Source organism: Acidovorax sp. YS12 (genome assembly GCA_021496925.1).
Classification (GTDB): domain Bacteria; phylum Pseudomonadota; class Gammaproteobacteria; order Burkholderiales; family Burkholderiaceae_C; genus Paenacidovorax.
The window spans coordinates 1,315,875-1,336,858 of sequence record CP053915.1 but is presented as its reverse complement, the minus strand read 5'-3'; the positions used below and the strand labels follow the sequence as shown (position 1 = coordinate 1,336,858).

Below are 20,984 nucleotides of genomic sequence, written 5' to 3'. Positions count from 1 at the left end.
TTGAAGCCTTCGCAGGCACGCCCCGATGGCACCAACCTGGCGATCCACCGACGTTCTGCTCGGCCTGCGGACCAACTGCGCATGTATGACCCGGAAGGAGTGTTGCTCAAGATCGCTCCCCTTCGTGGCAAATGATTGCGGGCCCAGGCTATCCCCTGGGGATAGCAGGAGCCATCAGGGGCCACGCAACGCAGCCCGTATCCGCGCCAGATGTGCCTTGGCCACGTCGGGGTGCGCTGGGCGCTGTTCGTCCCCCGGTGGGGGTGGCGGGGAGGGGGGCCCTGGCGGGGCGGTGGTCGGGTGACGGCCTGTGAACTCCTCGCCTTCGGCCGCCCATGCCCTGAACTCCCCCCGGAGCGCTTTCTGGATGATGCCGAAGAGGTACGCAGCGGGATTGCGCACCGTGCTGCTGCGGCAACGCGCGGCCCACTCGTCGAGCACGGCCTGGCGCAGGGCCTCGTCCACCTGCTGCAGCGCCACCGCGGCGCCCATTTGCTGCTCGTCCTTCAGGCCCAGGAAGCTCTGGGGCAACTGCAAGCCCTGCAACCCTCGTGCACGCGGTACTGTACGTACTTCATTGATACGACTACTACGTACTGTACGGTCTTCCTTCGGATTCCGAAGAGCGCCGTCCGGCGCGGGTTTCGCCCCTGCTTCGGATTCCGAAGACGGGCGTGCGCCATTCCGAAGAAGGGCTTCTGGGCCTTCTTCGGATTCGTGGCCGGCCTCGCCCTGTGGATAACTTTCAGTCGCCCAGCCATGCCGCGCCATGCGCTGGGTCAGTACCTGCAGGCGCGTCGGCAGCGTGCGGCCGTTGAGCAAGGGGTCTTCGGCGATCTCGCGCAGCGTGTTCGCGCCCACGACCTGCACCGCCTTGGCGGCATGGGTGAGCGCCTGGCTGACTAGGCCGAGGTAGTCCGGGTCCAACTGCATCGCTTCGAAGGGCGTCAGTGGCTCGTCGTGCAGCACGTAGAGGTTGCCCAGGATGCGGCCAGTCTTGGCATCGCGCCGGCGCCGGACCAGGCTGAGCCAGCGCGTCAGCCGCAGCAGCGTCAAGGCCCGCGCCACGGTCTCGTGTGAGGCCTGTGCCGCGCAGGGCATGGAGGCCAGATAGGGCCGCAACTGGTCATAGGTAGGGAAGGCCGTCACGCCGTCGTCGTTGAGTTGCAGGCGGAAGACTTGCCAGGCGTTGCGTTCCAGCGGCGTCAGGCGCCGGTCGAGGAACAGCGCACGGGGCACGCTCTCGTGGCGGTTGCCCCTGTAGAGGAAGCCGTCGCCCGGTGGCGGTGGCATGGGGCCCGGCTCGGGGGTCAGATGCTCGAGCGCCTCGTCGAACACCGACGACAGGGTAACGGGGCCATGGCGCCGGGGAGCCGGGTCCGTCGCCATGGCCTACACCAGTCCTTGGTCGATCCAGTTCCGTATCGCCGCCCAGACCACCGACATGGGCAGGCTCATGGTTTCGGACAGATCCATGGCCAAGGCCAGCATGGCGGTGTCGTTGTCCAGAGCGATGCCGTGCTCCGTGATGCCGGCCTTCCATCGCTTCCACAAGGCCGCGTCCTGCGCCTCATCGAGCACCGGATAGCGCCCCTTGCGCTTGGGCAGGCCCAGGATGTCCCGCCGCAGCGCCACCTCCTGGTGCGTGAGGCCGTAGAAGTGGCTCACCATTTCCGTGCTGGCGCCCAGGCGCAGCATGCGGTCGACCGTGGCGATCTCCTGCTCCACGTCGTGGACCTGGTTCACCAGCCGCTGCAGCACCTCGCGGTTGACCGACACGGAACACCACGATACCGCGGCATTCATCAGGACGCTGACCAGGGCCGGGTGCTTGAGCGCTTCCAGCTCTTCGTCACCGAAGCCCATTGCCTTGCAGCGGCGCAACTGTCCGTTGCGCAGGTCGTGCAGTGCCTGGGCGATGACAGCTTGGTTCAGGGGGTTCGGTCCTGACATGCGCGCCTCCTGCCGGCTCAGCCACCACCGTCGGCGGCGCTGGATTCCAGGTCCAGCAGCCGGCGCGCCAGGCGCAGCAGTCGGAACAGCTTGACCAGGCCTGCATCGCTCAATCGCGTGTGTTGGCCACCACCGCGCAGCAGCGGTGCGAGGTCACCGTCCAGCCCTGCCAGCGTCGTGCGCGCACCGCTCAGGGCATGCAACAGGAGCAGTACCGCGCGGGCGAGGCTCGTGAGCGCCTTGGCATCCGTGGTCGCTGGCGTCTTGCAGGCGAAGCCGATGCCTGCATCGCTGGGTTCGACGCAATCGGCCAGCGTGGCTTCCTCGGCGATCTCGCGCGCGAACTGCGCGATGTGCACCCGCAGCCGCTCGGGCGAATCCAGCCCGGGTTCGACGTACCAGACGTCGGAGATTGGGTACAGGCCGCCGACCTGCACCGGGATTGCGCGCAGGACGTTGGTCTCGAAGTCGGGCAGGGTGTCACCCATCTGGTCGGCGACCAGCCGCTGGATGGCCTGCAGGCGCTCGGTGGTCGGCGCGGGCGACACGATGTGCCCCTGGAGCCGGCCCTCCTGTTCACCGCCATCGGTATCGTCGACTGCCGGAGGTGACGGGGCGGACGGCGACGGTGGTGCGTTGGTCGGGGGTGGGCTGGGGGCCACAGGGGGCGAAGACGGCGGCAGCGCGACCGGCGCAGCGGCAGGCAGGGAAGGCGTCGGCGGCACACCGGCCGGCGTGGGCTCACTGGTCAGCACCCGGTGTCGGGCTTCGCTGTCGTCGATCTCCAGCGTCAGCGAGTCGTAGTCCGTGCCCAGCAGTTCGGCCATCTGCCCGATCAACTCGTCCTGCACCCGCTGGGGCGAGAAGTCGTCCGCCCGGGCATCGAACTGGGCCAGCACGTCCTGGAACAGAGAAGCGAAGTCCACCGGCAACCGCTGGCCGATCGCGCGCCGCTCCCAAGTGCGTTCGCAGGCCCTGCGCAGCACGGAAAGCCGCTCGACCTGGTGCCGTCCCAGCCCGGCGTAGAGCACGGTCGGCAAGGCTGGCAGCAGGTAGCGCACCGCGTCCTGCATGCGGCTGATGTGGGACTGTTGTACCGGGTAGCCGTCGGCCGTCAGGCGCCGCGCCAGCTCGGACTGCGACAGCGCCTGTCCACTCTCTTGCTCGTAGAACTCGCGCGCTTTCTCGATGGCCAGCGCGCGCTCGATGAAGGTGAGGCTGCCGCGCAGCTCGTTCTCGGCCAGGTGGCCTGTGAGCGCGACGATCTCGCCGCGCTGCGGCCACGGGCGAAACAGACAAGGAACCCGGAAGAAGCGTTCGTTCTTGGTCTCGGCCCAAAGCTCACGCAGGATCGCCAAGCGGGTGTTGCCGCCGTTGCGGATGATGTAGCTCGCTTCGCCGGGGCGGCGCGTGATGGCCGGCGGCGCATCCAGCCCGCGCTCGCGAATCGACGCCTTGATCTCCTCGTAGGCTGGGTTGCGCCGCACGCGCGGGTCATGATCGTAGGGACGCAACTGGTCGAGGGTCACGACCATCGGCGTGTCGGCGATGGGATCGGTCAGCGCGGTGGCCGACGGGCCGCTGCGCTCGAACCCCACGGCCATCAGCTTGCCTGCCATCTCCTGCGGCGTGAGGTCAGCCATGGTTGTTCTCACGAGGCTGCAGCGCACTGCCAGCGCCGTGCGCCAAGCGGTCGGCGCGGCGCAGCGTCGCTTGGGCATTGCGGCCGGCTCGGTGGTCGCTCGCCGTCGAACTCGTGTAGATCGAGGCGCAGCCTGGCTTGGTGAACTTCAGGTGCCCGCCCGATGTGCGCGCCACGGACCAGCCTTCGCCCAGGGCGAACTCGATCAGCGTGCGCAACCGCTTGTGGCCGCGTGCCAGCTCATGGGCGTTCGCCATGGCCTGCGCTCCTGGTCGCTGTGCTCGCTGCGGGCCGGCCAGTGACGCGGGCGAACTGGTCCCGCCACGCCGGGAACAGCTCGCAGGCCAGTGCGCGCATCGTCTCCAGCGCCGCCGGCGCCGCGCGGCCCGCCGGCTGCCGGTACTCGATGCGATGCACGGGCAGGCCCCGCGTCGAGGCGCGGGGATAGGCTTCAATGGCTGGCACATCGGTGTCGAGCACGCGCACGTCTGTATGGCCCTGGAAGATCTGCCGCAGGGACTGCTGGATCAGCCGCGCGTTCGACGAGACCGGGTGCACGCGGTTGATGAGTAGGTGCAGCGGCGGCGGCTCGATGCCCAGGTGGCGGTAGGGGGCGATGTCCTCGATCAGCTGCAACGTGCCGCGCCGCAGCTCGCGCGCCGCGAGGATTTCCGGGGTGACCGGCGACAGTGCCAGGTTCGAGGCCAGCACCGCCATCTCCAGCAGCACGCTTCGAGCGCCCTGGGTGTCGATCAGCAGGAGGTCGTAGAAAGGGGCCAGCGTCGGTAGCAGATGCCGCAGGCGCAGGCGTCCGTCGGGCGCGTGCAGCAGCAGCGTGTTCAGTTCGCCCCGGTCATCGTTGGACAGAATCAGATCCAGGCCCTCGATCGCGGTGCGGGACACCAGTTGCTCTATATGCCGTTCATTGAATGCCAGAAGCTCGTAGATGCCGGCGGGCGCGCGCACGTCCAGGGTGAAGTAGCTCGACAGCGTGGGCTGCACGTCGAGGTCCAGCAGCAGCACGCGCAGTCCGGCGTCGGCGGCAAATCCGCCGAGGTTTGCCGCAGTGGTTGTCTTGCCGACGCCGCCTTTGGTCGAGATGATGGAAACCACCTGCATGGTGCGCTCTCCTGGTGGAAGGGACCGTTCGGCGTGAGGCCGATCAGGTCCGCTCCTTGAGGCGCTCGGTGATCCACTGGTCGATCTCGGCCGAGTCCCAGCCCACAGCACGCACGCCCAAGCGCAGCGCCTTGGGGAACTTGCCCTCCTTCATCAGGCTGTAGATGTGCGCGCGCTTGAAGCCGGTCCTGGCCTCGACTTCGGCGCGACGCAGGATGCGGTGCTCAGTTGCTGCCGCCGGGGCGATGATCTGCGAAGACATGAGAGGCACTCCTTGACGCTGTGCAGCGTCCGTTGTGGAAGTGCCATGTATTCAATAGCGCAAGAGCTGAAAAAGCACTGCAACTGCAGAGTGCGTGTCTGCAGTTGCAGTCGGGTGCATCACGAGGAGAGATGGCGCCGCGCGGCCGCCAGCTTGGACCACAGCGTGCGTTCGCTGATGCCCGAGCGATCACCGAAGTGCGCCACCAGCGCGCTGATGACGGCCTCCAGCGTGTCAAAGGATGAGTAGGGCACCCCGCTGGGGGATTTGCCTAGTCTTACTGTGTTAATAAAATCAAGGCCTTATGCGAGAATCGTCGCGCAGGAGGTGAGCCTTGATGGAAGAACTTCAAGAGTTTGAGCGCTACCTCGCGCACCTGGGTGGCGGGCTTGGTCATGCAGACCGGCAGGCCGGGCTGCGCGGGTACTGCACCGGGCTGATGGCACCGCTTTCGCGCAAGAGCGTGGAGCCCATGGCCGCACACCTGGCGCCGCAGGCCACACGCTCGCGCCACCAGTCACTACATCATTTTGTCGCCGACTCTGCGTGGTCAGATGAAGAGATGCTGCTGCGCGTAGCCCAGTGGGTGGTGCCCGCGATGGACTTCCAGGAGGGCGGTTGGTGGATCGTGGACGACACGGGCTTTCCCAAGCAAGGCCACCATTCGGTGGGCGTGGCCCGGCAGTACTGCGGCATGCTGGGCAAGCAGGACAACTGCCAAGTGGCGGTCAGCGTGAGCCTGGCCTGTCAGGCGGGAAGTCTGCCGGTGGCCTGGCAGCTGTACTTGCCCAAGGAATGGGCGGACGATCCGGTGCGGCGCCACAAGGCTGGCATCCCTCAAGAGTTGCAATTCGCCACCAAGGGGCAGATCGCGCTGGCCCAGATCAAGCACCTGGTGGCGCAAGGCGCACCCAGGCACTGCGTGCTGGCCGATGCAGGCTACGGCGTGGATACCGCGTTTCGAGAGGGGCTGAGCGAGATGGGTCTGCCCTACGTGGTGGGTGTGACGGGCCCCGTGACGGTATGGCCACCAGGGCATGCACCGCTGTCGCCAGCGCCCTACAGCGGTCGCGGCCCAGTTCCCAAACGCCAGCGGCTGGGTGATGCCATGCACGAGCGGCCCCTGTCGGCCAGGGACGTGGCGTTCGGCCTGGAACCTGCCCAGTGGCACAGCATTGAATGGCGAGAGGGCACGAACTTCACGCTGCGCTCGCGCTTTGCGCGTGTGCGTGTCAAGGCAGCCCACCGAGAGCAGCTACGCACGCAGCAACGGCCACAAGAGTGGCTGCTCATCGAATGGCCCGAAGGCCACAAAGAGCCAATGAAGTATTGGCTGAACACGCTGCCCGAAGACACAGAACTGCAACGCATGGTGCTTGAGGCCAAGATGCGCTGGCGCATCGAGCGCGACTACCAGGACCTCAAGCAGGATCTGGGACTGGGACACTACGAAGGCCGGGGCTGGCGCGGGTTCCACCACCACGCCAGCCTGAGCATTGCGGCCTACGGCTTTCTGATGGCGCAGCAGTTGCGCCATCAGGAAGGGGTGAGCAAAAAAAACGCCGCACGAGGCGAAGAATCTGCCCTACCCACGCATTACAAGCCTCGCGGAAGCCCAGCGCACGCAGCGCCACGTCCCATCATCCATCACGACGTTGCGGCTGCGTATCGCCGCAGCATTGCTCAGGACGCTGCCCAGGTGTCCATGTTGCATGCGCATCAACGCTAGGCTACGTTTTTGACACAGTAAGACTAGCAGCAGGGTCAGCAATCCACCGACGATGTTCAGGTAGGTCGATTCGCTGCGGGGCCCCAGATCGGCGACATGCTTGTCCTCGGTCGCGCTGGCCTCGTAGGCTGCGGTGAGCGTCTCGAACTCGGCATGCAGAGCATCCCAGGCCCGCAACCGATCGGCGAGCTGGACCTTCAGGGCTTCTCGGTCCATGAGAAGGGCTTTGACGGCGTCCATGCTGACTGCGGGATGGAGATGCCGTTCGAAGGCGTCGAAGAGGAAGCCTGGCCGCTGATCCGGATAGAAGCGGATCATCCAGGCCCGCAGGTCGACATGGCGGATGGTCAGGTCGGGGTCCTCGAGAAGCGCCGGGTCGTTGGTGGTGATGCCGCTCTTGCCGTATGGCAAGTCGCCGTGCACCAACGCGTCCTGGATGCGCTCCGCGTTCAGCAGAAGCTGTTGCCAGCGCGGAAAGTCGGCCTGCTCCGGCAGGCGGGTATCCACCAGGGCCAGGAGGATGCGCGGTTCCTGGCGCGAAAGGCCAGTCCATCGGATGGCTGCTTCGATGGGGCTGTAAAACACCTTGACACGTTTCTTGGGAGAGAGCGAATTGTCCATGCGACCCCACCTGATTGATGTTGATTTGAAACATCCGACTTACTTGTGGGGCAGGCGCGGGCGCAGCCTCACATGACCTTAAGCGGTGTATTCGTGCTTGCCGTGGGCGGTCGCGGCTAAGGTGCGCGCAGGGGTTGGATTTCCTTCGCGCTACGAGCCTGCAATCGCCTGTATCAATTCGTAAGCAGAGCGGGTATGATGATCCATCGGCTTGGTTGATGTGAGAAGGCTGGCAAAGCAAGTCTTGCCGCTACGGCTAGGTTCGGGAAAGACTGTTTGGGTTTGAGTTGCGCAGTCTGCTAAGTGCCGCCGCCGATCAGACCGTTAAGGTCATAGTTGCGCAGCTTTCATGCGATCTGCAGCGTTCTAAGGATGGGTCAGGCAGAGCCTTGCCAAAGACCCTGAGCGTCTGCTGTCAGACCCAATTAGGCTATTCGGTCTGACTCGTCGGTTTCTCTGTGGGTGGATTTCATCGAGGATCGCTATACGTAGTCGGTTCTGCCAAGACAGCTTCTATGTGCTTGCCTAGCTTTCTCCAGGCCGTGCGAGTCTCAGCGGCGTACTGATGGTGCAAATAGTGGCGGCGCACCTTGGAACCAGGCAAGATGTGGTTTTGGCAGCGATCAATGATGTCTAGCGACACGCCGAGGTAGGCAAGTGTTCTGGTTACCGGCAAACCTTGGGACAAATCGCTTCACGGTGCTTGACTTCCAAGACGGTGACTCAGAAGTAGAAACTTCCGCTCCCTCGGAATTCGCCAAGGCCGACTGCAGCCTGCATTGGCGGGCGAATTCGGCAGGTGTCGCCCACTCCAGCGCAGAGTGGGTGGCGACTCTCGTTGGGAACCTCTCAAAACCCCACTGCTCAACCCAGAGCCCTTTACACCTGTCCTGACCGCCACATGATCAGCCCTCGCAGTGCCCTGAAGTTCGACCTGTTCGCCGACGCCTCGCGCCAGCGCAAGATCGACGAGGTGGGTGACCCGCTGCAGACCATCGCCCAGCACATCGATTTCGCCGAACTGGCTGCGCTGGTGGATGGTCTTCTTGCACGGGGCGACGGCCGCAAGGGTGGACGGCCCGCCTACCCCAGCGAAGTGATGGTGCGCGTGCTGGTCTTGAAGCGCCTGTACAACCTCTCGGATGAGCAGATGGAGTACCAATTGCTGGACCGCATGAGCTACCAGCGCTTTTGCCTGCTGCAGGATGCCATGAACATCCCCGACCGCAACACCATCTGGCGCTTCGCCCAGCGCATCGGGGTGGACGGCGCCACGGCCTTGTTCCAAGGCGTGGATGCCCAGTTGCAGCGCCATGGCTACATCGCCCGGGAGGACAGGCCATCGATGCCACCTTGGTGCCAGCCCCGCGCCAGCACATCGGCAAGCAAGACAAGGAACGCCTGGCCCAGGGCAAGGCGCCTGACTGGAACGAAGCCAAGCGCAGGCAAAAGGACCTGGATGCCACGCACACCAGCAAGCACGGCAAGAAGAGCCACTTCGGCTACAAGCTCAGTGTGAGCGTGGACCTCAAGCACGGCTTCATCCGCAAGATCGCCACCGGCACAGCCAGCGAGCACGACGGCCACCACTTTGAAGAAGTGCTGGACGAAGACAACACCGGGCGGGATGTCTACGCCGACAAGGCCTACCCGTCCAAGCGCAGGCAGGAAATGCTCAAGGTATTGGGCTGGCGCGATGGCATACAGCGCAGGGCGGGCAAAGACCAGCCTCTGAGTGAATGCCAGAAGCGGCGAAACCAACGCATCGCCAGAAAGCGGGCCAAGGTCGAGCACGTGTTCGCCGGGATCCGGCACCTGGGAGGCAAGTTCATCCGCACCATAGGGCAGGCGCGCGCGGATGTGGCGATGACGATGATGGCTGCGTGCTACAACATCAAGCGGCTGGCGATGTTCTTGCACAAGGGCGTGGACTCGTTCTACAAACACGCCCAGGCGTAGGCGCAGGGCCTCAACGGGGCCATCGAGCGCCAAAAAGCCTGGCGGCGGGCAATCGAGTCGCTCGCCTGCGACCACCATCCAAGACCTTGCGTGAGGCGGCAACGCGTGAAAGCGTGCTGGGTTCACCCTGCGTTCGCATCGAAGCTGCCGCTTGAGCCGGTTCTGATAGAAAGCCCGGGTATTGAGAGGTTCCCCGTTATAGTCTTGGCGCCAAGCCCCAATCTTGGCCTGTGCCAGGTCGATTCATTCAACCGCTTGCAAAGCGAACTGTTCGATCAGCCGCGCCGCCGCCTGCGGCTGGTCATGGTGCAGCATGTGGCCTGCGTCCTGCACGGTGGTGGTGCTGCAGCGGCGCACGTGGGCCAAGCGCTGGTGGTATTCCGCCAAGCTGTATTTGCCCTTCCACCACCCGGCCAGGCTGTCGTCGCTGGCTTGCACACTCAGCACGGGTGCGGTGATGGCGGCGTAGAGTGCATTGGCTTCTTCCACACGGTAGAGCTGGGGGTTGACGACCTTGTGTGCGGCGTTCCCCATGATGGCCCAGCGGCCGTTGGCGCCCTGGCATGCCCAGTGGCGTGCCAGCCAGGCGGCCTTGTCGGCGGGCAGGCGCGGGTTGGTCTTGGTCAGGCGCTGGGCCACGCCGTCGGCGCTGTCGTAGTCTTTCAGCGCCATGGCGCCCTCGCGGTGCTGGCGTAGTTCGCGCAGCCACTGCGCCAGGCGTTTCGGCGCGTCGGCGGGCGTTGTGGCGGGCAGGCCGAAGCCTTCCAGGTTGACCAGGCTGCGCACGCGGGCGGGCTGGGCGCCCGCGTAGACCATGGCGATGTTGCCGCCCATGCTGTGGCCTACCAGATCGATGGGCTGGGTGCCGGCGTAGTGGTCCAGCAGCAGGTCGAGGTCGGCCAGGTAGTCGGCGAAGTGGAAGCTGTCGCAGGGCCAGGGCAGGGTGGTGTGGCCGAAGCCGCGCCAGTCCGGCGCGACGATGAGGCGCTGCGCCGCGAAGGCGTCGCTGAACGCGTCGGCCATGAACTGGTAGGAGGCGCTGGTGTCCATCCAGCCGTGCAGCAGCACCAGCGGGGCCTGGCCGGGCTGGGACTGGCCCCACAGGCGCACGTGGTAGTCGAGCCCGCGGATGTGCAGGGTTTCGGAGCGGCTGGGGCGTTGCGGCTGGTACATGGGCGCGTGGTGGGGGAGAGGGTGTTTGCTTATGTCTGCAGGCATCGGAGGGAGTCCGTACACTGCGCGCAGGAGATCATACGTATGAACAGCATTTCCCTGGGGCAGAGCGCGCTGCGCGTGTCGCCCATTTGTCTGGGCACCATGACCTTTGGCGAGCAGGTGGACGAGACCCAGGCCCACGCCATCCTCGACCACGCCCTGGCGCGCGGGGTGAACTTTCTCGACACGGCCGAGATGTATGCCGTGCCGGCGCGTGCCGAGACCTGCGGCGCCACCGAAACCATCCTGGGGCGCTGGTTCGCCAGCCGGCCGGGCGTGCGCCAGCGCGTGGTGCTGGCGAGCAAGGTGGCGGGCCCGTCGCGCGGCATGCCCTGGATCCGCGAGGGCAAGGGCCTGACGCCGGACGACATCGTGCGCTCGTGCGAGGCCAGCCTGCGCCGGCTGCAGACGGACATGATCGATCTCTACCAGATCCACTGGCCCGAGCGCCATGTGCCGATGTTCGGCCAACTGCACTACGACCCTGCCAAGGAGGCGTCGCAAACGCCGATCCACGCGCAGCTCGACACGCTGGCCCGGCTGGTGCGCGCGGGCAAGGTGCGCTATGTGGGCCTGTCCAACGAGACGCCCTATGGCGTGCATGAGTTCGTGCGGCTGGCGGAGCAGCATGGCCTGCCGCGCGTGGCCTCGGTGCAGAACCCGTATTGCCTAGTCAACCGCAGCTGGGAAAACGCGCTCGACGAAACCTGCCACCGCCTGGGCGTGTCGCTGCTGGCCTATTCGCCCCTGGGCTTTGGCCTGCTCACGGGCAAGTTCGACGTGCATGCCCCGGCCGATGCCGCGGCACCCCAGGCTGCGCGCCTGGCCCGCTACGCCTCGGTACGCCAGCAGCGCTGGGGCCGGCCCGAGGCGCTGGCGGCGGCGCGCCGCTACAACCAGCTGGCGCGCGACCATGGCCTGACGCCGGTGCAGATGGCGCTGTCTTTCTGCTACCGCAACTGGCGCGTGGCCAGCACCATCATCGGCGTGACCTCGCGTGCGCAGCTCGATGAAGACCTGGATGCCTGGCAAACCACCCTGTCGCCCGAGCTGCTGGCCGAGATCGACCGCATCCGCTGGGCGCTGCGCGACCCGGCGCAGTAACGCCGGGCGGCCGGGAGGCGCTCAGCGGCTGCATTCGCCCCGGGCCACGGCGGCGGCCAGCGCGGGCAGGCTCAGCAGCCCCATGTTGCCGCCCTTGAATTCGCCTTTGGCGCAGTCGCCATGGCGTGCCTGCTGCAGCCCATGGGTGAGCTTTTCTTGTGTGCTCAGGCCGCCGTGCGGCAGGGCCTGCATGGCTTGTGCCGCCGGCGTGGCGGCACGCGCTGCCCGGGCCAAGGCCCGTTGGCTGTGCGGGGCGTCCAGGAACTGCGCGGTTGCGCTGCCCGGGCCGTGTCCTGCGTCTGGTGGTGGCGCGGCGGCGGTTGTGCCAGCGGGTTCGGCGGCTTCTGCGCGGGCAGCTTCCATGCCGGGCGGCGTGTGGCGTGCTGGCGCATTCGGCGATGGCCGGCGGGGTGGTGGCCTGGTGCTTTCCTCTGCCCGGCGCATGGGCAGGGCCCGGGGCGGGGCGGCAGGTCCGGTGGCGATCGTGGCGCGGGGCGCTGCCTCCACCCACACCATGTGCGGCCGTGCCTGGCCGGTGGCGGGTGTTTGGCGCGGCCCCAGGGCATCGCGCAGCAGCCACAGCGCCAGCAGGTGGAGGGCCACGGCGCCGGCCAGTGCCCAGCCCAGGCGCCGGGTGCCGGCGGAGGAGGGCGTCGTCATGGCGTGCCGTCCGGGCGCCACTCCAGCAGGTCGCCGGGCTGGCATTCCAATGTGGCGCAGATGCGCTCCAGCGTGTCGAAGCGCACGCCGCGCACCCTGCCGCTCTTGAGCAGGGAGATGTTCTGCTCGGTGATGCCGACGCGCTCGGCCAGCTCGCGCGAGCGCATCTTGCGGCGTGCGAGCATCACGTCCAGGTGCACGATGATGGCCATGGCGGGTTCGTTCAACCTTCTCAGACGAAGCCAGCGTTCTCGTTGGCCAGGCGCTGCGCCTGGGCCATCACATGCGCGATCGACAGCAGCGCCAGCCCCAGCAGCAGATGCACGCCGTCATGCCAGTACAGGCTCAGGCTGACGAAACGCTGCCCCGGCGCGTTGCCCAGGCTCGCGGCCACCGACATCAGCGCGCGTGCCAGCGGCAGCGCCAGCGCCAGCCCGAGCACCGCCCAGGCGAAGCGCAGCAGCGCCTGCTGCGCGGTGGCGCAGAACACCCGGCCCTGGCTGTACGCGCCGAACAGCACCCATAGCTGGCGCAGGGCGTACAGGCCGCCGCCCACCGGCAGCAGGCTGGCCAGGGCGGTGCGCCAGCGCGCACCGGCGTCCAGCGGCATGGCGGGCAGGCCCAGCAGGCTATCGGCCTGGCCCGGGGGAATGCCGGCCTCGCCCAGCAGCAGCAAGGCCGGGGGCAGGGCCGCGAGCAGCGCCGCACCCAGCACGATCAAGGCGCGGGCGATGCGCGCATGGCGCCGCAGCGGCGCGTCCGGGAGGGCTGGCGTATAGTCCATGGTGAATCGATTGTGCAATTGATTCGATAAAAATTTATTGTAAAACAATAAAAATTGAGGCCATGCGCAAGAAGAACGTCCACGTCAGCGAAACCCCCGCCACCCAGGTGCTGCGCCAGCACCAGGTGGCATTCACCGAGCACCCCTACGACTACGTGGAGCACGGTGGTACGGCCGAATCGGCGCGCCAACTGGGGCTGGACGAACACACCGTGGTCAAGACGCTGGTAATGCAGGACCAGGACGCCAGGCCGCTGATCGTGCTCATGCACGGCGACTGCAAGGTCTCCACCAAGAACCTGGCGCGCCAGATCGGCGCCAAGAGCGTGGAGCCGTGCAAGCCCGAGGTGGCCAGCCGCCACAGCGGCTACCTGGTGGGCGGCACCTCGCCTTTCGGCACGCGCAAGGCCATGCCGGTGTTCATCGAGGAAAGCATCCTGCAGCTGCCGCGCATCGCCATCAACGGCGGGCGGCGCGGCTTCCTGGTGCAGATCGACCCGCAGGTGTGCGTGCAGTTGCTGGGCGCGCGGCCCGTACAGTGCGCGCTGGGCGACGAGTCCCCCGGGCGCGGGTAGGCCGCACGGCGAGAGGCTCCATGGTCGCAACCGTCATCGTCGGCATGCTGTGCGTGCATTTGCTGTGCTTTGCCGTCATGTTCTGGCTCATCAGCACACGTTTGGAGGGCAGCAAGCTCGGCATGGACGCCTTCGCCGTCGGCAATGCCATGCTGGGGCTGGCCTATGTGCTGCAGCTGCTGGGCGGCCCGCCGGCCTGGGATGCGTTGAGCGTGGCCAACCATACGCTGACCCTGTGCGTGCCCATGGTCTATGGGGTGGGGGGCATGCGGTTCTTCGGCCGCTCCACGCCCCTGCTGAAACCCCTGTGCATGCTGGCGCTGGCCTACACGGCGGCGCAGGTGCTGGTGCAGTGGCTGCTGGGCCCGGTCGCCCGCTATGCCATGCTGTCGCTCGCCTCGGCGCTGCTCCTCGCGGCCATGGCCGGGGGCGTGGTCCACGCCATGCGCGGCGTGGCGAAGGACCTGCGCGTGGAGATGGCGTTCTTCGCGCTGTTCAGCGGCGGGCTGGGCGTGCTGAACGCCATCAAGTGCCTGCGCGTGGCCCAGGGCGGGCTGGCGGCGCTGGACATGGGGCACCCCTTCCAGGTCGTGTTCTATATCTACATGTCCTTCCTGGCCACGGTGCTGGCGCCATCCATGATCTGGCTGGTGCTGCGCCGCCTGACCGATGCGCTGCGGGCCACCGCGGCGCGCGATCCGTTGACGCAGCTGCTGAACCGGCGCGGCCTGCTGGCGGGGCTGGAGGGGCATTTCAGCGCGCGTGCGGCAGGGCCCGCGCGCCTGCTGGTGCTCGACATCGACCATTTCAAGCGCATCAACGACGCCCATGGCCACAAGGCCGGCGACGTGGTGCTGTGCCATGTGGCCGAGGTGCTGCGCGACGCGCTGCGGCGCGGGGACCTGGCCAGCCGCACGGGCGGGGAGGAGTTCGTCATCGTCTGCCTCGACGCGGACGACGCGGGCGTGATGGGCCTGGCCGAGCGCTTGCGCGGCGCCATCGCGCAGCAGGCGGTGCCCGTGCCGGGTGCCAAGGTGCCGCTGCGCTGTACCGTGACCATCGGGATCGCGCGCGCCTTTCACGGCCTGGACGGGTTCGACGCGGCCATGCAGGAGGCCGACGCGGCGCTCTACCGGGGCAAGGCGTCCGGGCGCAACCGCATCGAGCGGGGGCACGATGCCTCTGCCGCAGCTCCCGGCGCGGCGGCCTGATCCTGCGGGCCAGGGGCGCGGCGGATGGCAAAATGGCGCGCCGCGATCGGGGGCGTGTTCCAAACCAGCGCCTGCCCCATGCGCGGCTCCGCCACCCTTCCAACCGCCCGCTTTCGAGAGAGCCATCGCGTGTCCCTTGCCTATTCCGCCCTGGCGACTGTCGCCGCCTACCTGCTCGGTTCCCTGTCGTTCGCCGTGATCGTGAGCCGGGCCATGGGCCTGTCCGATCCGCGCACCTACGGCAGCAAGAACCCTGGCGCAACCAATGTGCTGCGCTCGGGCTCCAAGGCCGCCGCCGCCGTCACCCTGCTGCTGGACGCCGTGAAGGGCTGGCTGCCCGTGGCGCTGGTGCAGTGGTTCGGCAAGCCCTACGGGCTGGAGGAGGGCACGGCCGCGCTGGTGGGGCTGGCGGCTTTCCTGGGCCACCTGTGGCCGGTGTTCTTCCGCTTTGCAGGCGGCAAGGGCGTGGCCACGGCGCTGGGCGTGCTGCTGGGCTTCAGCGCCTGGCTGGGCCTGGCGGCGGGGCTGGTGTGGCTGTTCGTGGCCGTGGTGTTCCGCTATTCGTCGCTGGCTTCGCTGGTGGCGGCGGTGTGCGCGCCGGTCATCTACCTGCTGGGCGGCGGCACGCTGTGGTACGCCGAGACGCCCATTGCCGTGGCCATGGCGGCCATGGCGGCGCTGCTGGGCTGGCGGCACAAGGAAAACATCCAGCGCCTGCTGGCGGGCACCGAGTCCAGGCTGGGCAAGAAGAAGGCCCCGGAGGCCGCCGCGGCGGCGGCGCATCCTCCGAAGCCGGCCAAGCACGGCCGGCGCCACCCGAAGCAGCCGCGCTGAGAGGCGCCGTACAGGGTTTGGGCATGAAAAACGGCCCCATCCCTTATGGGGCAAGCGCTGGAAGCTATCAAAAAAGAAGTTTCTCCCCAGGCTGAGCCGCCGGGCACGGCGCTTGTCATGGCGCCTAGTGCAGCGCCCCGGGCACCGTGACCATGCTGCGCAGCTCCTGGCTGTGCTGGGCCGCGTACAGGCCCAGGCGCACCATGGTGCGGTGGTTCAGCTCCACCGTCACGGCCGAGCGCGCCAGGGCCGACTGCACGCGCGGCTTGCTCACGGCGGTCTGGTGCAGCCGGGGCTCGTGGCGGTGTTCGCCGCGCGCGTCGATGATGCTGGCCACCAGCGGGTGGTTGGCCTTGTCGCTGCGCCGCAGCACCACGGCGATGTCGCCGTTGTCCAGGCGCACGAAGGTGCCCGGCGGGCACAGGCCGACGGCGCGCACCAGCGTGTAGCTCACTTCGTCGCGCAGCGCATTCTCCTGGCCCACGATGGCGCGCACCGAATCGGTGGCGCTGCGCCCGGCGCGCGACTTGCGCGGGCTGATCATGGCCGCGTAGCGGTCGATGGTGCCCAGGATGCGCGTGAGCCGGTCCTTGGCCGGCTGCTGCGCCAGCGGCACGCGCTCGGGCAGCGCCGCATGGTGCTGGCCCACCACGTCGAGCCACAGGGCGTCCTTGATGAACAGGCGCGTGAGCAGCGCCTGGCTCTCGTGCGGGTGGTTGCGGATGGCGTCCTGCTGCGCCGCGCTGGGGCGCTCGCGCTGCTCGGCCAGCACGTCTTGCAGCGCGGTCATGGCGATGTTCATGGTCAGCGCGGCGCGCACCAGGCTGTCGCGCTCGGGCTGCGGCAGGCGCAGCTCCAGCGCCAGGATGTGGCACAGCGTGCCGCACACCAGCGCGTGCGAGGCGCTGTAGCCTACCGTCGAGGTGGTGGCAAGCTGGAACATCAGGTACAGCGCGGCGTCGATGTCGTGCGCCACCAGGTCCTGCAGCCAGCGGTCGACCTGCTGCACCTTGGCGGCGAACTCCTGCACCTGCAGCGGCCGCGCGAGCACCACCGACAGCGCCGACTCCAGGTCGGACCACAGGCCCAGCAGATCCTCGTACTGGTCGTCGGCGGGGGTGGCGTGGTCGCGCGGGTGCATGGCGGGGGAAGGGGAGGGGTTCAGCGCTTTTCCAGCACCATTTCGTTGCCGCTGCGGGTCATGTTGAACTGGGTCAGCACGCTGTTGCCCAGCAGCACGAAGGGCATGGACTGCTGGGTGACGATGGCCTCGACGCCGCGCAGCTCCACGTCGCCGATGTGCACCGAGTCGAGCCGCAGGCGCCAGCCCGAGGCCACGCCGTTGGCCGTCTGCATCTGCACTGGCTGGCCGCTGCGGTAGCGGATACCCATGCGGTCGGCGTCGTTCTGGCCGATCGACACCGCGCTGGCGCCCGTGTCCACCATGTACTGCATGGCCTTGCCGTTGATGCGGCCGTGGTGGACGAAGTGCCCCTGCGCGTCGGCCTGCAGCACCACGCGCTGCACGGCGCTGCGCACGCTCACCGGCGACTCGCCCAGGCGCAGCATGCGGCGCTCGCCGCCCACCAGCACCACGGCCTCCTCGCGCCCCACGGAGACGACCTGCACGCCCTTGTGCGCCTCGCCCGCCGCCACGGCGCGCGGCGCGCTGCCATCGACCACCAGCAGCGCCTTGCTGCCCAGCACCCCGCTCAGGGCGACCGCCTGCGCGTTCGCCCGCAGCGGCATTGAAACAAGGATGGCGAGGAGCGCGGCGGCACTGACTGGCGCGCCCCACCTCAGCAGACGCCGCGCAAGGGCCGCCCCGCCGCGCGGGCGTCGTCCCCCTTCCCGCGTTGCGCAGCAACGCGAGAGAAGGGGGAAGCGGCGCAGCCGCTCAGGGGGTTGTGCGATGGTCATTCGCGGAAGTTGTCGAACGACAGCGGCGTGTCGTCGATCTCCTTGCGGATCAGCGCCATCGCCGTCTGCAGGTCGTCTCGCTTGGCACCGGTAACGCGCACCTTGTCCTCCTGGATGGCGGCCTGCACCTTGAGCTTGCTTTCCTTGAGCAGCTTCTGGATCTTCTTGGCCAGCTCGGACTCGATGCCGTTCTTCACCTTGACCAGTTGCTTGAGCTTGTCGCCGCCGATCTTCTGTGGCTTCTGCACGTCGAGGAAGCGCACGTCCACGCTGCGCTTGGTGAGCTTGTTGCGCAGGATGTCCTCCACCTGCTGGAGCTGGAAATCGGCGTCGCCGAACAGGGTGATTTCCTTGTCCTTCAGCTCGATGCCGGCCGACGTGCCCTTGAAGTCGAAGCGCGTGCCGATCTCCTTGGCCGTGTTCTCCACGGCGTTTTTCACTTCAACGAGGTTGGCTTCGCAAACGGTATCGAAAGAGGGCATGGCGTGACTCCTGGCGGATTCTGGACAAACGCCCCGCCAGGGGCGGGTGCGACAATCCGGCCGATGTTAGTCGAGAAAAACGTCCCCTTACAAAGCTGCAACACCTTTGGCATCGCCGCGCGCGCGCACACCCTGGTGCGCGTGCGTTCGGCGCACGACCTACAGGCGCTGCTGGCCGACCACCGCCTGGCGCGCCAGCCGCTGTTCGTGCTCGGCGGGGGCAGCAACATCGTGCTCACGGGCGACGTCAAGCCCGTGGTGCTGAAGATGGAGATCAAGGGCCTGCGCCTGCTCGAAGAAACCGGCAAGGCCTGGATCGTCGAGGCCGGCGCGGGCGAGGCCTGGCACGACGCCGTGGCCTGGACGCTGGCGCAGGGCTATCCCGGGCTGGAGAACCTGGCGCTCATCCCCGGCACCGTGGGCGCGGCGCCGGTGCAGAACATCGGCGCCTACGGCGTCGAGCTGCAGGACCGCTTCCACTCGCTGGTGGCGGTGGACTTCGCCAGCGGCCGCCCGTTCACGCTCGACGCTGCGCAGTGCGCCTTCGGCTACCGCGACTCGGTGTTCAAGCACGCCGCCCCCCTGGCCGAGCACGAGGGTGCGGGCCTGCCCCGGGGCATGGGGCTGGCCGGGCGTGCCGTCATCACGCACGTGCGCCTGGCGCTGCCCAAGGAATGGCGCCCCGCGCTGGGCTACCTCGACCTGGAGCGCAAGCGCCAGGAGTGCGGTGTGGCCCAGCCCACGGCGCGGCAGATCTTCGACTGGGTGTGCGAGATCCGCCGCGCCAAGCTGCCCGACCCGGCGGTGGTCGGCAACGCCGGCAGCTTCTTCAAGAACCCCACGGTGACGCCCGAGCAGTGCCAGGACATCATCGCGCGCGACCCGAAGATCGTGCACTACCCCCTGGCGGACGGCAGCATCAAGCTGGCGGCGGGCTGGCTCATCGACGCCTGCGGCTGGAAGGGCAAGACCGTGGGCCGCGCCGGGGTGTACGAAAAGCAGGCCCTGGTGCTGGTCAACCGCGGCACGCGCTCGGACAGCGTGACCGGCGGCGAGGTGATGACGCTGGCGCGTGCCATCCAGACCAGCGTGTACGAGCGCTTCGGCATCCGCCTGGAGCCCGAGCCGGTGGTGGTCTGATACTCCTGTTTTAGTAGCTGCTTGCGCTTTCTGGCAAAGGGCTGGAGGCCGTTTTGGCTGGTTTTTCCTCGATTTCGCTAGAATTGATACTAATTCTTGTTTGCATCGGTTCGATGGCGCACCACACGCCACGCGCGGCCCGACTGCATTGGAGGTCCACGCCGTGCCAACCACCGACACCACGCTGCGCCAGCAGTGCATCGAAGGGCTCTATGCCGACCACCATGGCTGGCTGAAGGCCTGGCTGCGCCGGCGGCTGGGCGACTCCTTCGCCGCCGCCGACCTGGCGCACGACACCTTCCTGCGCCTGCTCGGCCGCACGGAGGCGCTGGCGGTCGAAGAGCCGCGCGCCTTCCTGACCACCGTGGCCACGCGCGTGCTGGCCAACCACTGGCGCCGCGAACAGCTGGAGCGTGCCTACCTGGAGACACTGCGCCACCTGCCGCAGGCGCTGGCGCTGGCGCCTTCCCCCGAGGAGCGCGCCCTGCTGCTGGAGGCGCTGTGCGAGATCGACGCGCTGCTCGACGGCCTGCCGGTGCCCGCCAAGCGCGCCTTCCTCTTCAGCCAGCTCGACGGGCTCACGCAGGCGCAGATTGCCGAGCGGCTCGGCGTGACCGAGCGCACCGTGCGCCGCTACCTCACCCAGGCCGCCGAAACCTGCTTCTTCGCGGACGTGCTGGGCCGCGCGCGGGCATGAATACCGCAGCCGCGCCACAAGACGGGACGAACGGCCCGGACGCCTCCATCACCCCCGCAGCGGCCCGCGAGGCCGTGCAGTGGTTCCTCGACCTGCAAACCCCCGGGCCCGCGCCGCGCCTGCGCGAGGACTGGCTGCGCTGGCGCGCCGCCAGCCCCGTGCACGAGCGGGCCTGGCAGCGCATCGAGCGCGTGGGCCGCACGCTGCAGGGCGGTGCCTCGCCCTTCGCCTCGGCCGTGGCGCAGGCCAAGCTGGCGGGCGAGGCCGCGCGCGGCCGGCGCCGCGCGGTGCAGGCGCTGGCCGTGCTGGCCTTCGGCGCGGGGGGCGCCTGGGCCGTGCACCAGCGCACGCCCTGGCGCGAGGCGCTGGCCGACCACCGCACCGCCGTGGGGGAGCACCGCGTGGTCACACTGCCCGACGGCACCCGGGTGGAACTGAACACCGCCAGCGCCATCGACGTGCGCTACGGCGCCGCCGAGCGCCGCCTGGTGCTCGTGGCGGGCGAGATCCTCGTCACCACCGCCAGGGACGGGCGGCCCGCGCCGCGCCCCTTCCTGGTCGAAACCGCGCAGGGCGAGGTGCGTGCCCTGGGCACGCGCTTCACGGTGCGCCAGGGGGCGCAGGACGCGCGCGTGGCCGTGTACGACGGCGCGGTGGAAATCCGGCCCCGCAGCCCGGGCGCGCCCGCGCTGCGGCTGCAGGCCGGCCAGCAGGCCCGCTTCGGCGCCACGGACGTGTCCGCGCCCGGGCCCGCCGCCCAGGCCGATACCGCCTGGACGCGCGGCGCCCTCGTGGCGCTGTCGATGCGGCTGGACGACTTCCTCGCCGAGCTGGGCCGCTACAGCGGCACGCCGCTGGCGTGCGACCCGGCCGTGGCCCACCTGCGCGTCTCGGGCTCGTACCCCACGGACGACGTCGCCAAGGCGCTCGAGGCGCTCAGCGCCGTGCTAGGGCTGGAGGTGCGCACGGTCACCCGCTTCTGGGGCCGCCAGGCCGTGCGCATCGAGCTGGCGCAGCGCACGCCGCCTGGTTGAAACGATTTGTATCAACCTGTCCGGTTCGCTGCGCCTCGCGGGA

21 protein-coding genes and 3 pseudogenes are annotated in these 20,984 nt (G+C 68.2%); 9 read left to right on the top strand and 15 right to left on the bottom strand.

All coding sequences use genetic code 11. The annotated features are described in order from the left end of the window. Window positions 1–174: 174 nt before the first annotated feature. From YS110_06025 to YS110_05995, 7 genes and pseudogenes are all read right to left on the bottom strand, one after another. Window positions 175–1,389 (bottom strand): hypothetical protein, encoded by a 1,215-nt coding sequence (locus tag YS110_06025; protein ID UJB64337.1) that lies wholly within the window; start codon window positions 1,387–1,389, stop codon window positions 175–177. 3 nt (window positions 1,390–1,392) lie between these two features. Further along, a complete protein-coding gene (locus YS110_06020) occupies window positions 1,393–1,953 on the bottom strand; it encodes a DUF2857 domain-containing protein (protein ID UJB64336.1) in 561 nt (186 codons plus the stop codon). Between the two features lie 17 nt (window positions 1,954–1,970). Next, window positions 1,971–3,596, bottom strand: a complete 1,626-nt coding sequence (locus YS110_06015; GenBank protein ID UJB64335.1) for a ParB family protein — start codon at window positions 3,594–3,596, stop codon at window positions 1,971–1,973. After that, window positions 3,589–3,852 (bottom strand): hypothetical protein, encoded by a 264-nt coding sequence (locus tag YS110_06010; protein UJB64334.1) that lies wholly within the window; start codon window positions 3,850–3,852, stop codon window positions 3,589–3,591. Before YS110_06010 ends, YS110_06015 begins: the two co-directional genes overlap by 8 nt. Beyond that, complete coding sequence (locus YS110_06005; protein UJB64333.1) at window positions 3,836–4,714, bottom strand: ParA family protein; 879 nt, start codon at window positions 4,712–4,714, stop codon at window positions 3,836–3,838. The genes YS110_06010 and YS110_06005 overlap by 17 nt, the downstream gene beginning before the upstream one ends. 43 nt (window positions 4,715–4,757) lie before the next feature. After that, window positions 4,758–4,976, bottom strand: a complete 219-nt coding sequence (locus YS110_06000) for an AlpA family phage regulatory protein (protein ID UJB64332.1) — start codon at window positions 4,974–4,976, stop codon at window positions 4,758–4,760. A gap of 119 nt (window positions 4,977–5,095) precedes the next feature. After that, a pseudogene (locus YS110_05995) lies at window positions 5,096–5,260 on the bottom strand (ferric iron reductase). Window positions 5,261–5,313: 53 nt separating this feature from the next. On the opposite strand from YS110_05995, the gene YS110_05990 reads away from it, so the two are divergent. Then, window positions 5,314–6,705, top strand: coding sequence for an IS701 family transposase (locus YS110_05990; protein UJB64331.1), 1,392 nt, complete (start codon window positions 5,314–5,316; stop codon window positions 6,703–6,705). Between the two features lie 24 nt (window positions 6,706–6,729). Here the strand turns inward: YS110_05990 and YS110_05985 are convergent. After that, window positions 6,730–7,326: pseudogene (locus YS110_05985) on the bottom strand (hypothetical protein). Between the two features lie 904 nt (window positions 7,327–8,230). Between YS110_05985 and YS110_05980 the strand changes: the two are divergent. Continuing rightward, a pseudogene (locus YS110_05980) lies at window positions 8,231–9,285 on the top strand (IS5 family transposase). Between the two features lie 243 nt (window positions 9,286–9,528). Here the strand turns inward: YS110_05980 and YS110_05975 are convergent. Continuing rightward, window positions 9,529–10,458 (bottom strand): alpha/beta hydrolase, encoded by a 930-nt coding sequence (locus YS110_05975; GenBank protein UJB64330.1) that lies wholly within the window; start codon window positions 10,456–10,458, stop codon window positions 9,529–9,531. Window positions 10,459–10,542: 84 nt separating this feature from the next. Between YS110_05975 and YS110_05970 the strand changes: the two genes are divergently transcribed. After that, window positions 10,543–11,604, top strand: coding sequence for an aldo/keto reductase (locus YS110_05970; protein UJB64329.1), 1,062 nt, complete (start codon window positions 10,543–10,545; stop codon window positions 11,602–11,604). 21 nt (window positions 11,605–11,625) lie between these two features. Here the strand turns inward: YS110_05970 and YS110_05965 are convergent, their stop codons facing one another. From YS110_05965 to YS110_05955, 3 genes are read right to left on the bottom strand one after another with little or no spacing between them, the layout of a single operon-like run. Then, window positions 11,626–12,264 (bottom strand): hypothetical protein, encoded by a 639-nt coding sequence (locus YS110_05965; GenBank protein ID UJB64328.1) that lies wholly within the window; start codon window positions 12,262–12,264, stop codon window positions 11,626–11,628. Then, a complete protein-coding gene (locus YS110_05960) occupies window positions 12,261–12,476 on the bottom strand; it encodes a helix-turn-helix transcriptional regulator (GenBank protein UJB64327.1) in 216 nt (71 codons plus the stop codon). Before YS110_05960 ends, YS110_05965 begins: the two co-directional genes overlap by 4 nt. Window positions 12,477–12,496: 20 nt before the next feature. Then, window positions 12,497–13,048 carry a DUF2975 domain-containing protein gene (locus YS110_05955; GenBank protein ID UJB64326.1) on the bottom strand — a complete coding sequence of 184 codons (552 nt, stop codon included), beginning with the start codon at window positions 13,046–13,048 and terminating at the stop codon, window positions 12,497–12,499. A 62-nt stretch (window positions 13,049–13,110) separates the two neighbouring features. Here YS110_05955 and ybaK point away from each other — a divergent pair, with 62 nt between their 5' ends. The 3 genes from ybaK (at window position 13,111) to plsY (ending at window position 15,668) form a co-directional block, all read left to right on the top strand. Then, window positions 13,111–13,623 carry a Cys-tRNA(Pro) deacylase gene (gene ybaK / locus YS110_05950; GenBank protein UJB64325.1) on the top strand — a complete coding sequence of 171 codons (513 nt, stop codon included), beginning with the start codon at window positions 13,111–13,113 and terminating at the stop codon, window positions 13,621–13,623. A gap of 20 nt (window positions 13,624–13,643) precedes the next feature. After that, window positions 13,644–14,834, top strand: coding sequence for a GGDEF domain-containing protein (locus YS110_05945; protein UJB64324.1), 1,191 nt, complete (start codon window positions 13,644–13,646; stop codon window positions 14,832–14,834). 78 nt (window positions 14,835–14,912) lie between these two features. Continuing rightward, window positions 14,913–15,668 (top strand): glycerol-3-phosphate 1-O-acyltransferase PlsY, encoded by a 756-nt coding sequence (plsY, locus tag YS110_05940; protein UJB64323.1) that lies wholly within the window; start codon window positions 14,913–14,915, stop codon window positions 15,666–15,668. A 124-nt stretch (window positions 15,669–15,792) separates the two neighbouring features. On the opposite strand, the gene YS110_05935 is transcribed toward plsY, so the two are convergent. From YS110_05935 to YS110_05925, 3 genes are all read right to left on the bottom strand, one after another. Next, window positions 15,793–16,809 carry a phosphodiesterase gene (locus tag YS110_05935; protein UJB64322.1) on the bottom strand — a complete coding sequence of 339 codons (1,017 nt, stop codon included), beginning with the start codon at window positions 16,807–16,809 and terminating at the stop codon, window positions 15,793–15,795. Window positions 16,810–16,829: 20 nt separating this feature from the next. After that, window positions 16,830–17,417: a TIGR02281 family clan AA aspartic protease gene (locus YS110_05930; GenBank protein ID UJB64321.1), complete on the bottom strand. Its 588-nt coding sequence runs from the start codon at window positions 17,415–17,417 to the stop codon at window positions 16,830–16,832. Window positions 17,418–17,584: 167 nt separating this feature from the next. Further along, window positions 17,585–18,070, bottom strand: a complete 486-nt coding sequence (locus YS110_05925) for a YajQ family cyclic di-GMP-binding protein (protein ID UJB64320.1) — start codon at window positions 18,068–18,070, stop codon at window positions 17,585–17,587. 63 nt (window positions 18,071–18,133) lie between these two features. Between YS110_05925 and murB the strand changes: the two genes are divergently transcribed. The 3 genes from murB (at window position 18,134) to YS110_05910 (ending at window position 20,941) form a co-directional block, all read left to right on the top strand. Continuing rightward, window positions 18,134–19,210 carry a UDP-N-acetylmuramate dehydrogenase gene (gene murB, locus YS110_05920; GenBank protein ID UJB64319.1) on the top strand — a complete coding sequence of 359 codons (1,077 nt, stop codon included), beginning with the start codon at window positions 18,134–18,136 and terminating at the stop codon, window positions 19,208–19,210. A gap of 163 nt (window positions 19,211–19,373) precedes the next feature. Then, the gene (locus YS110_05915; protein UJB64318.1) at window positions 19,374–19,907 is read left to right on the top strand and encodes a sigma-70 family RNA polymerase sigma factor; all 534 of its coding nucleotides are present in this window, start codon (window positions 19,374–19,376) and stop codon (window positions 19,905–19,907) included. Next, complete coding sequence (locus YS110_05910; GenBank protein UJB64317.1) at window positions 19,904–20,941, top strand: FecR domain-containing protein; 1,038 nt, start codon at window positions 19,904–19,906, stop codon at window positions 20,939–20,941. Before YS110_05915 ends, YS110_05910 begins: the two co-directional genes overlap by 4 nt. Window positions 20,942–20,984: the final 43 nt, after the last annotated feature.

Coding starts and splice junctions, on each gene's coding strand:
- YS110_06025 (UJB64337.1), bottom strand. CDS start 1,389: ATGGCGACGGACCCGGCTCCCCGGCGCCATGGCCCCGTTACCCTGTCG.
- YS110_06020 (UJB64336.1), bottom strand. CDS start 1,953: ATGTCAGGACCGAACCCCCTGAACCAAGCTGTCATCGCCCAGGCACTG.
- YS110_06015 (UJB64335.1), bottom strand. CDS start 3,596: ATGGCTGACCTCACGCCGCAGGAGATGGCAGGCAAGCTGATGGCCGTG.
- YS110_06010 (UJB64334.1), bottom strand. CDS start 3,852: ATGGCGAACGCCCATGAGCTGGCACGCGGCCACAAGCGGTTGCGCACG.
- YS110_06005 (UJB64333.1), bottom strand. CDS start 4,714: ATGCAGGTGGTTTCCATCATCTCGACCAAAGGCGGCGTCGGCAAGACA.
- YS110_06000 (UJB64332.1), bottom strand. CDS start 4,976: ATGTCTTCGCAGATCATCGCCCCGGCGGCAGCAACTGAGCACCGCATC.
- YS110_05990 (UJB64331.1), top strand. CDS start 5,314: ATGGAAGAACTTCAAGAGTTTGAGCGCTACCTCGCGCACCTGGGTGGC.
- YS110_05975 (UJB64330.1), bottom strand. CDS start 10,458: ATGTACCAGCCGCAACGCCCCAGCCGCTCCGAAACCCTGCACATCCGC.
- YS110_05970 (UJB64329.1), top strand. CDS start 10,543: ATGAACAGCATTTCCCTGGGGCAGAGCGCGCTGCGCGTGTCGCCCATT.
- YS110_05965 (UJB64328.1), bottom strand. CDS start 12,264: ATGACGACGCCCTCCTCCGCCGGCACCCGGCGCCTGGGCTGGGCACTG.
- YS110_05960 (UJB64327.1), bottom strand. CDS start 12,476: ATGGCCATCATCGTGCACCTGGACGTGATGCTCGCACGCCGCAAGATG.
- YS110_05955 (UJB64326.1), bottom strand. CDS start 13,048: ATGGACTATACGCCAGCCCTCCCGGACGCGCCGCTGCGGCGCCATGCG.
- ybaK (UJB64325.1), top strand. CDS start 13,111: ATGCGCAAGAAGAACGTCCACGTCAGCGAAACCCCCGCCACCCAGGTG.
- YS110_05945 (UJB64324.1), top strand. CDS start 13,644: ATGGTCGCAACCGTCATCGTCGGCATGCTGTGCGTGCATTTGCTGTGC.
- plsY (UJB64323.1), top strand. CDS start 14,913: ATGCGCGGCTCCGCCACCCTTCCAACCGCCCGCTTTCGAGAGAGCCAT.
- YS110_05935 (UJB64322.1), bottom strand. CDS start 16,809: ATGCACCCGCGCGACCACGCCACCCCCGCCGACGACCAGTACGAGGAT.
- YS110_05930 (UJB64321.1), bottom strand. CDS start 17,417: ATGCCGCTGCGGGCGAACGCGCAGGCGGTCGCCCTGAGCGGGGTGCTG.
- YS110_05925 (UJB64320.1), bottom strand. CDS start 18,070: ATGCCCTCTTTCGATACCGTTTGCGAAGCCAACCTCGTTGAAGTGAAA.
- murB (UJB64319.1), top strand. CDS start 18,134: ATGTTAGTCGAGAAAAACGTCCCCTTACAAAGCTGCAACACCTTTGGC.
- YS110_05910 (UJB64317.1), top strand. CDS start 19,904: ATGAATACCGCAGCCGCGCCACAAGACGGGACGAACGGCCCGGACGCC.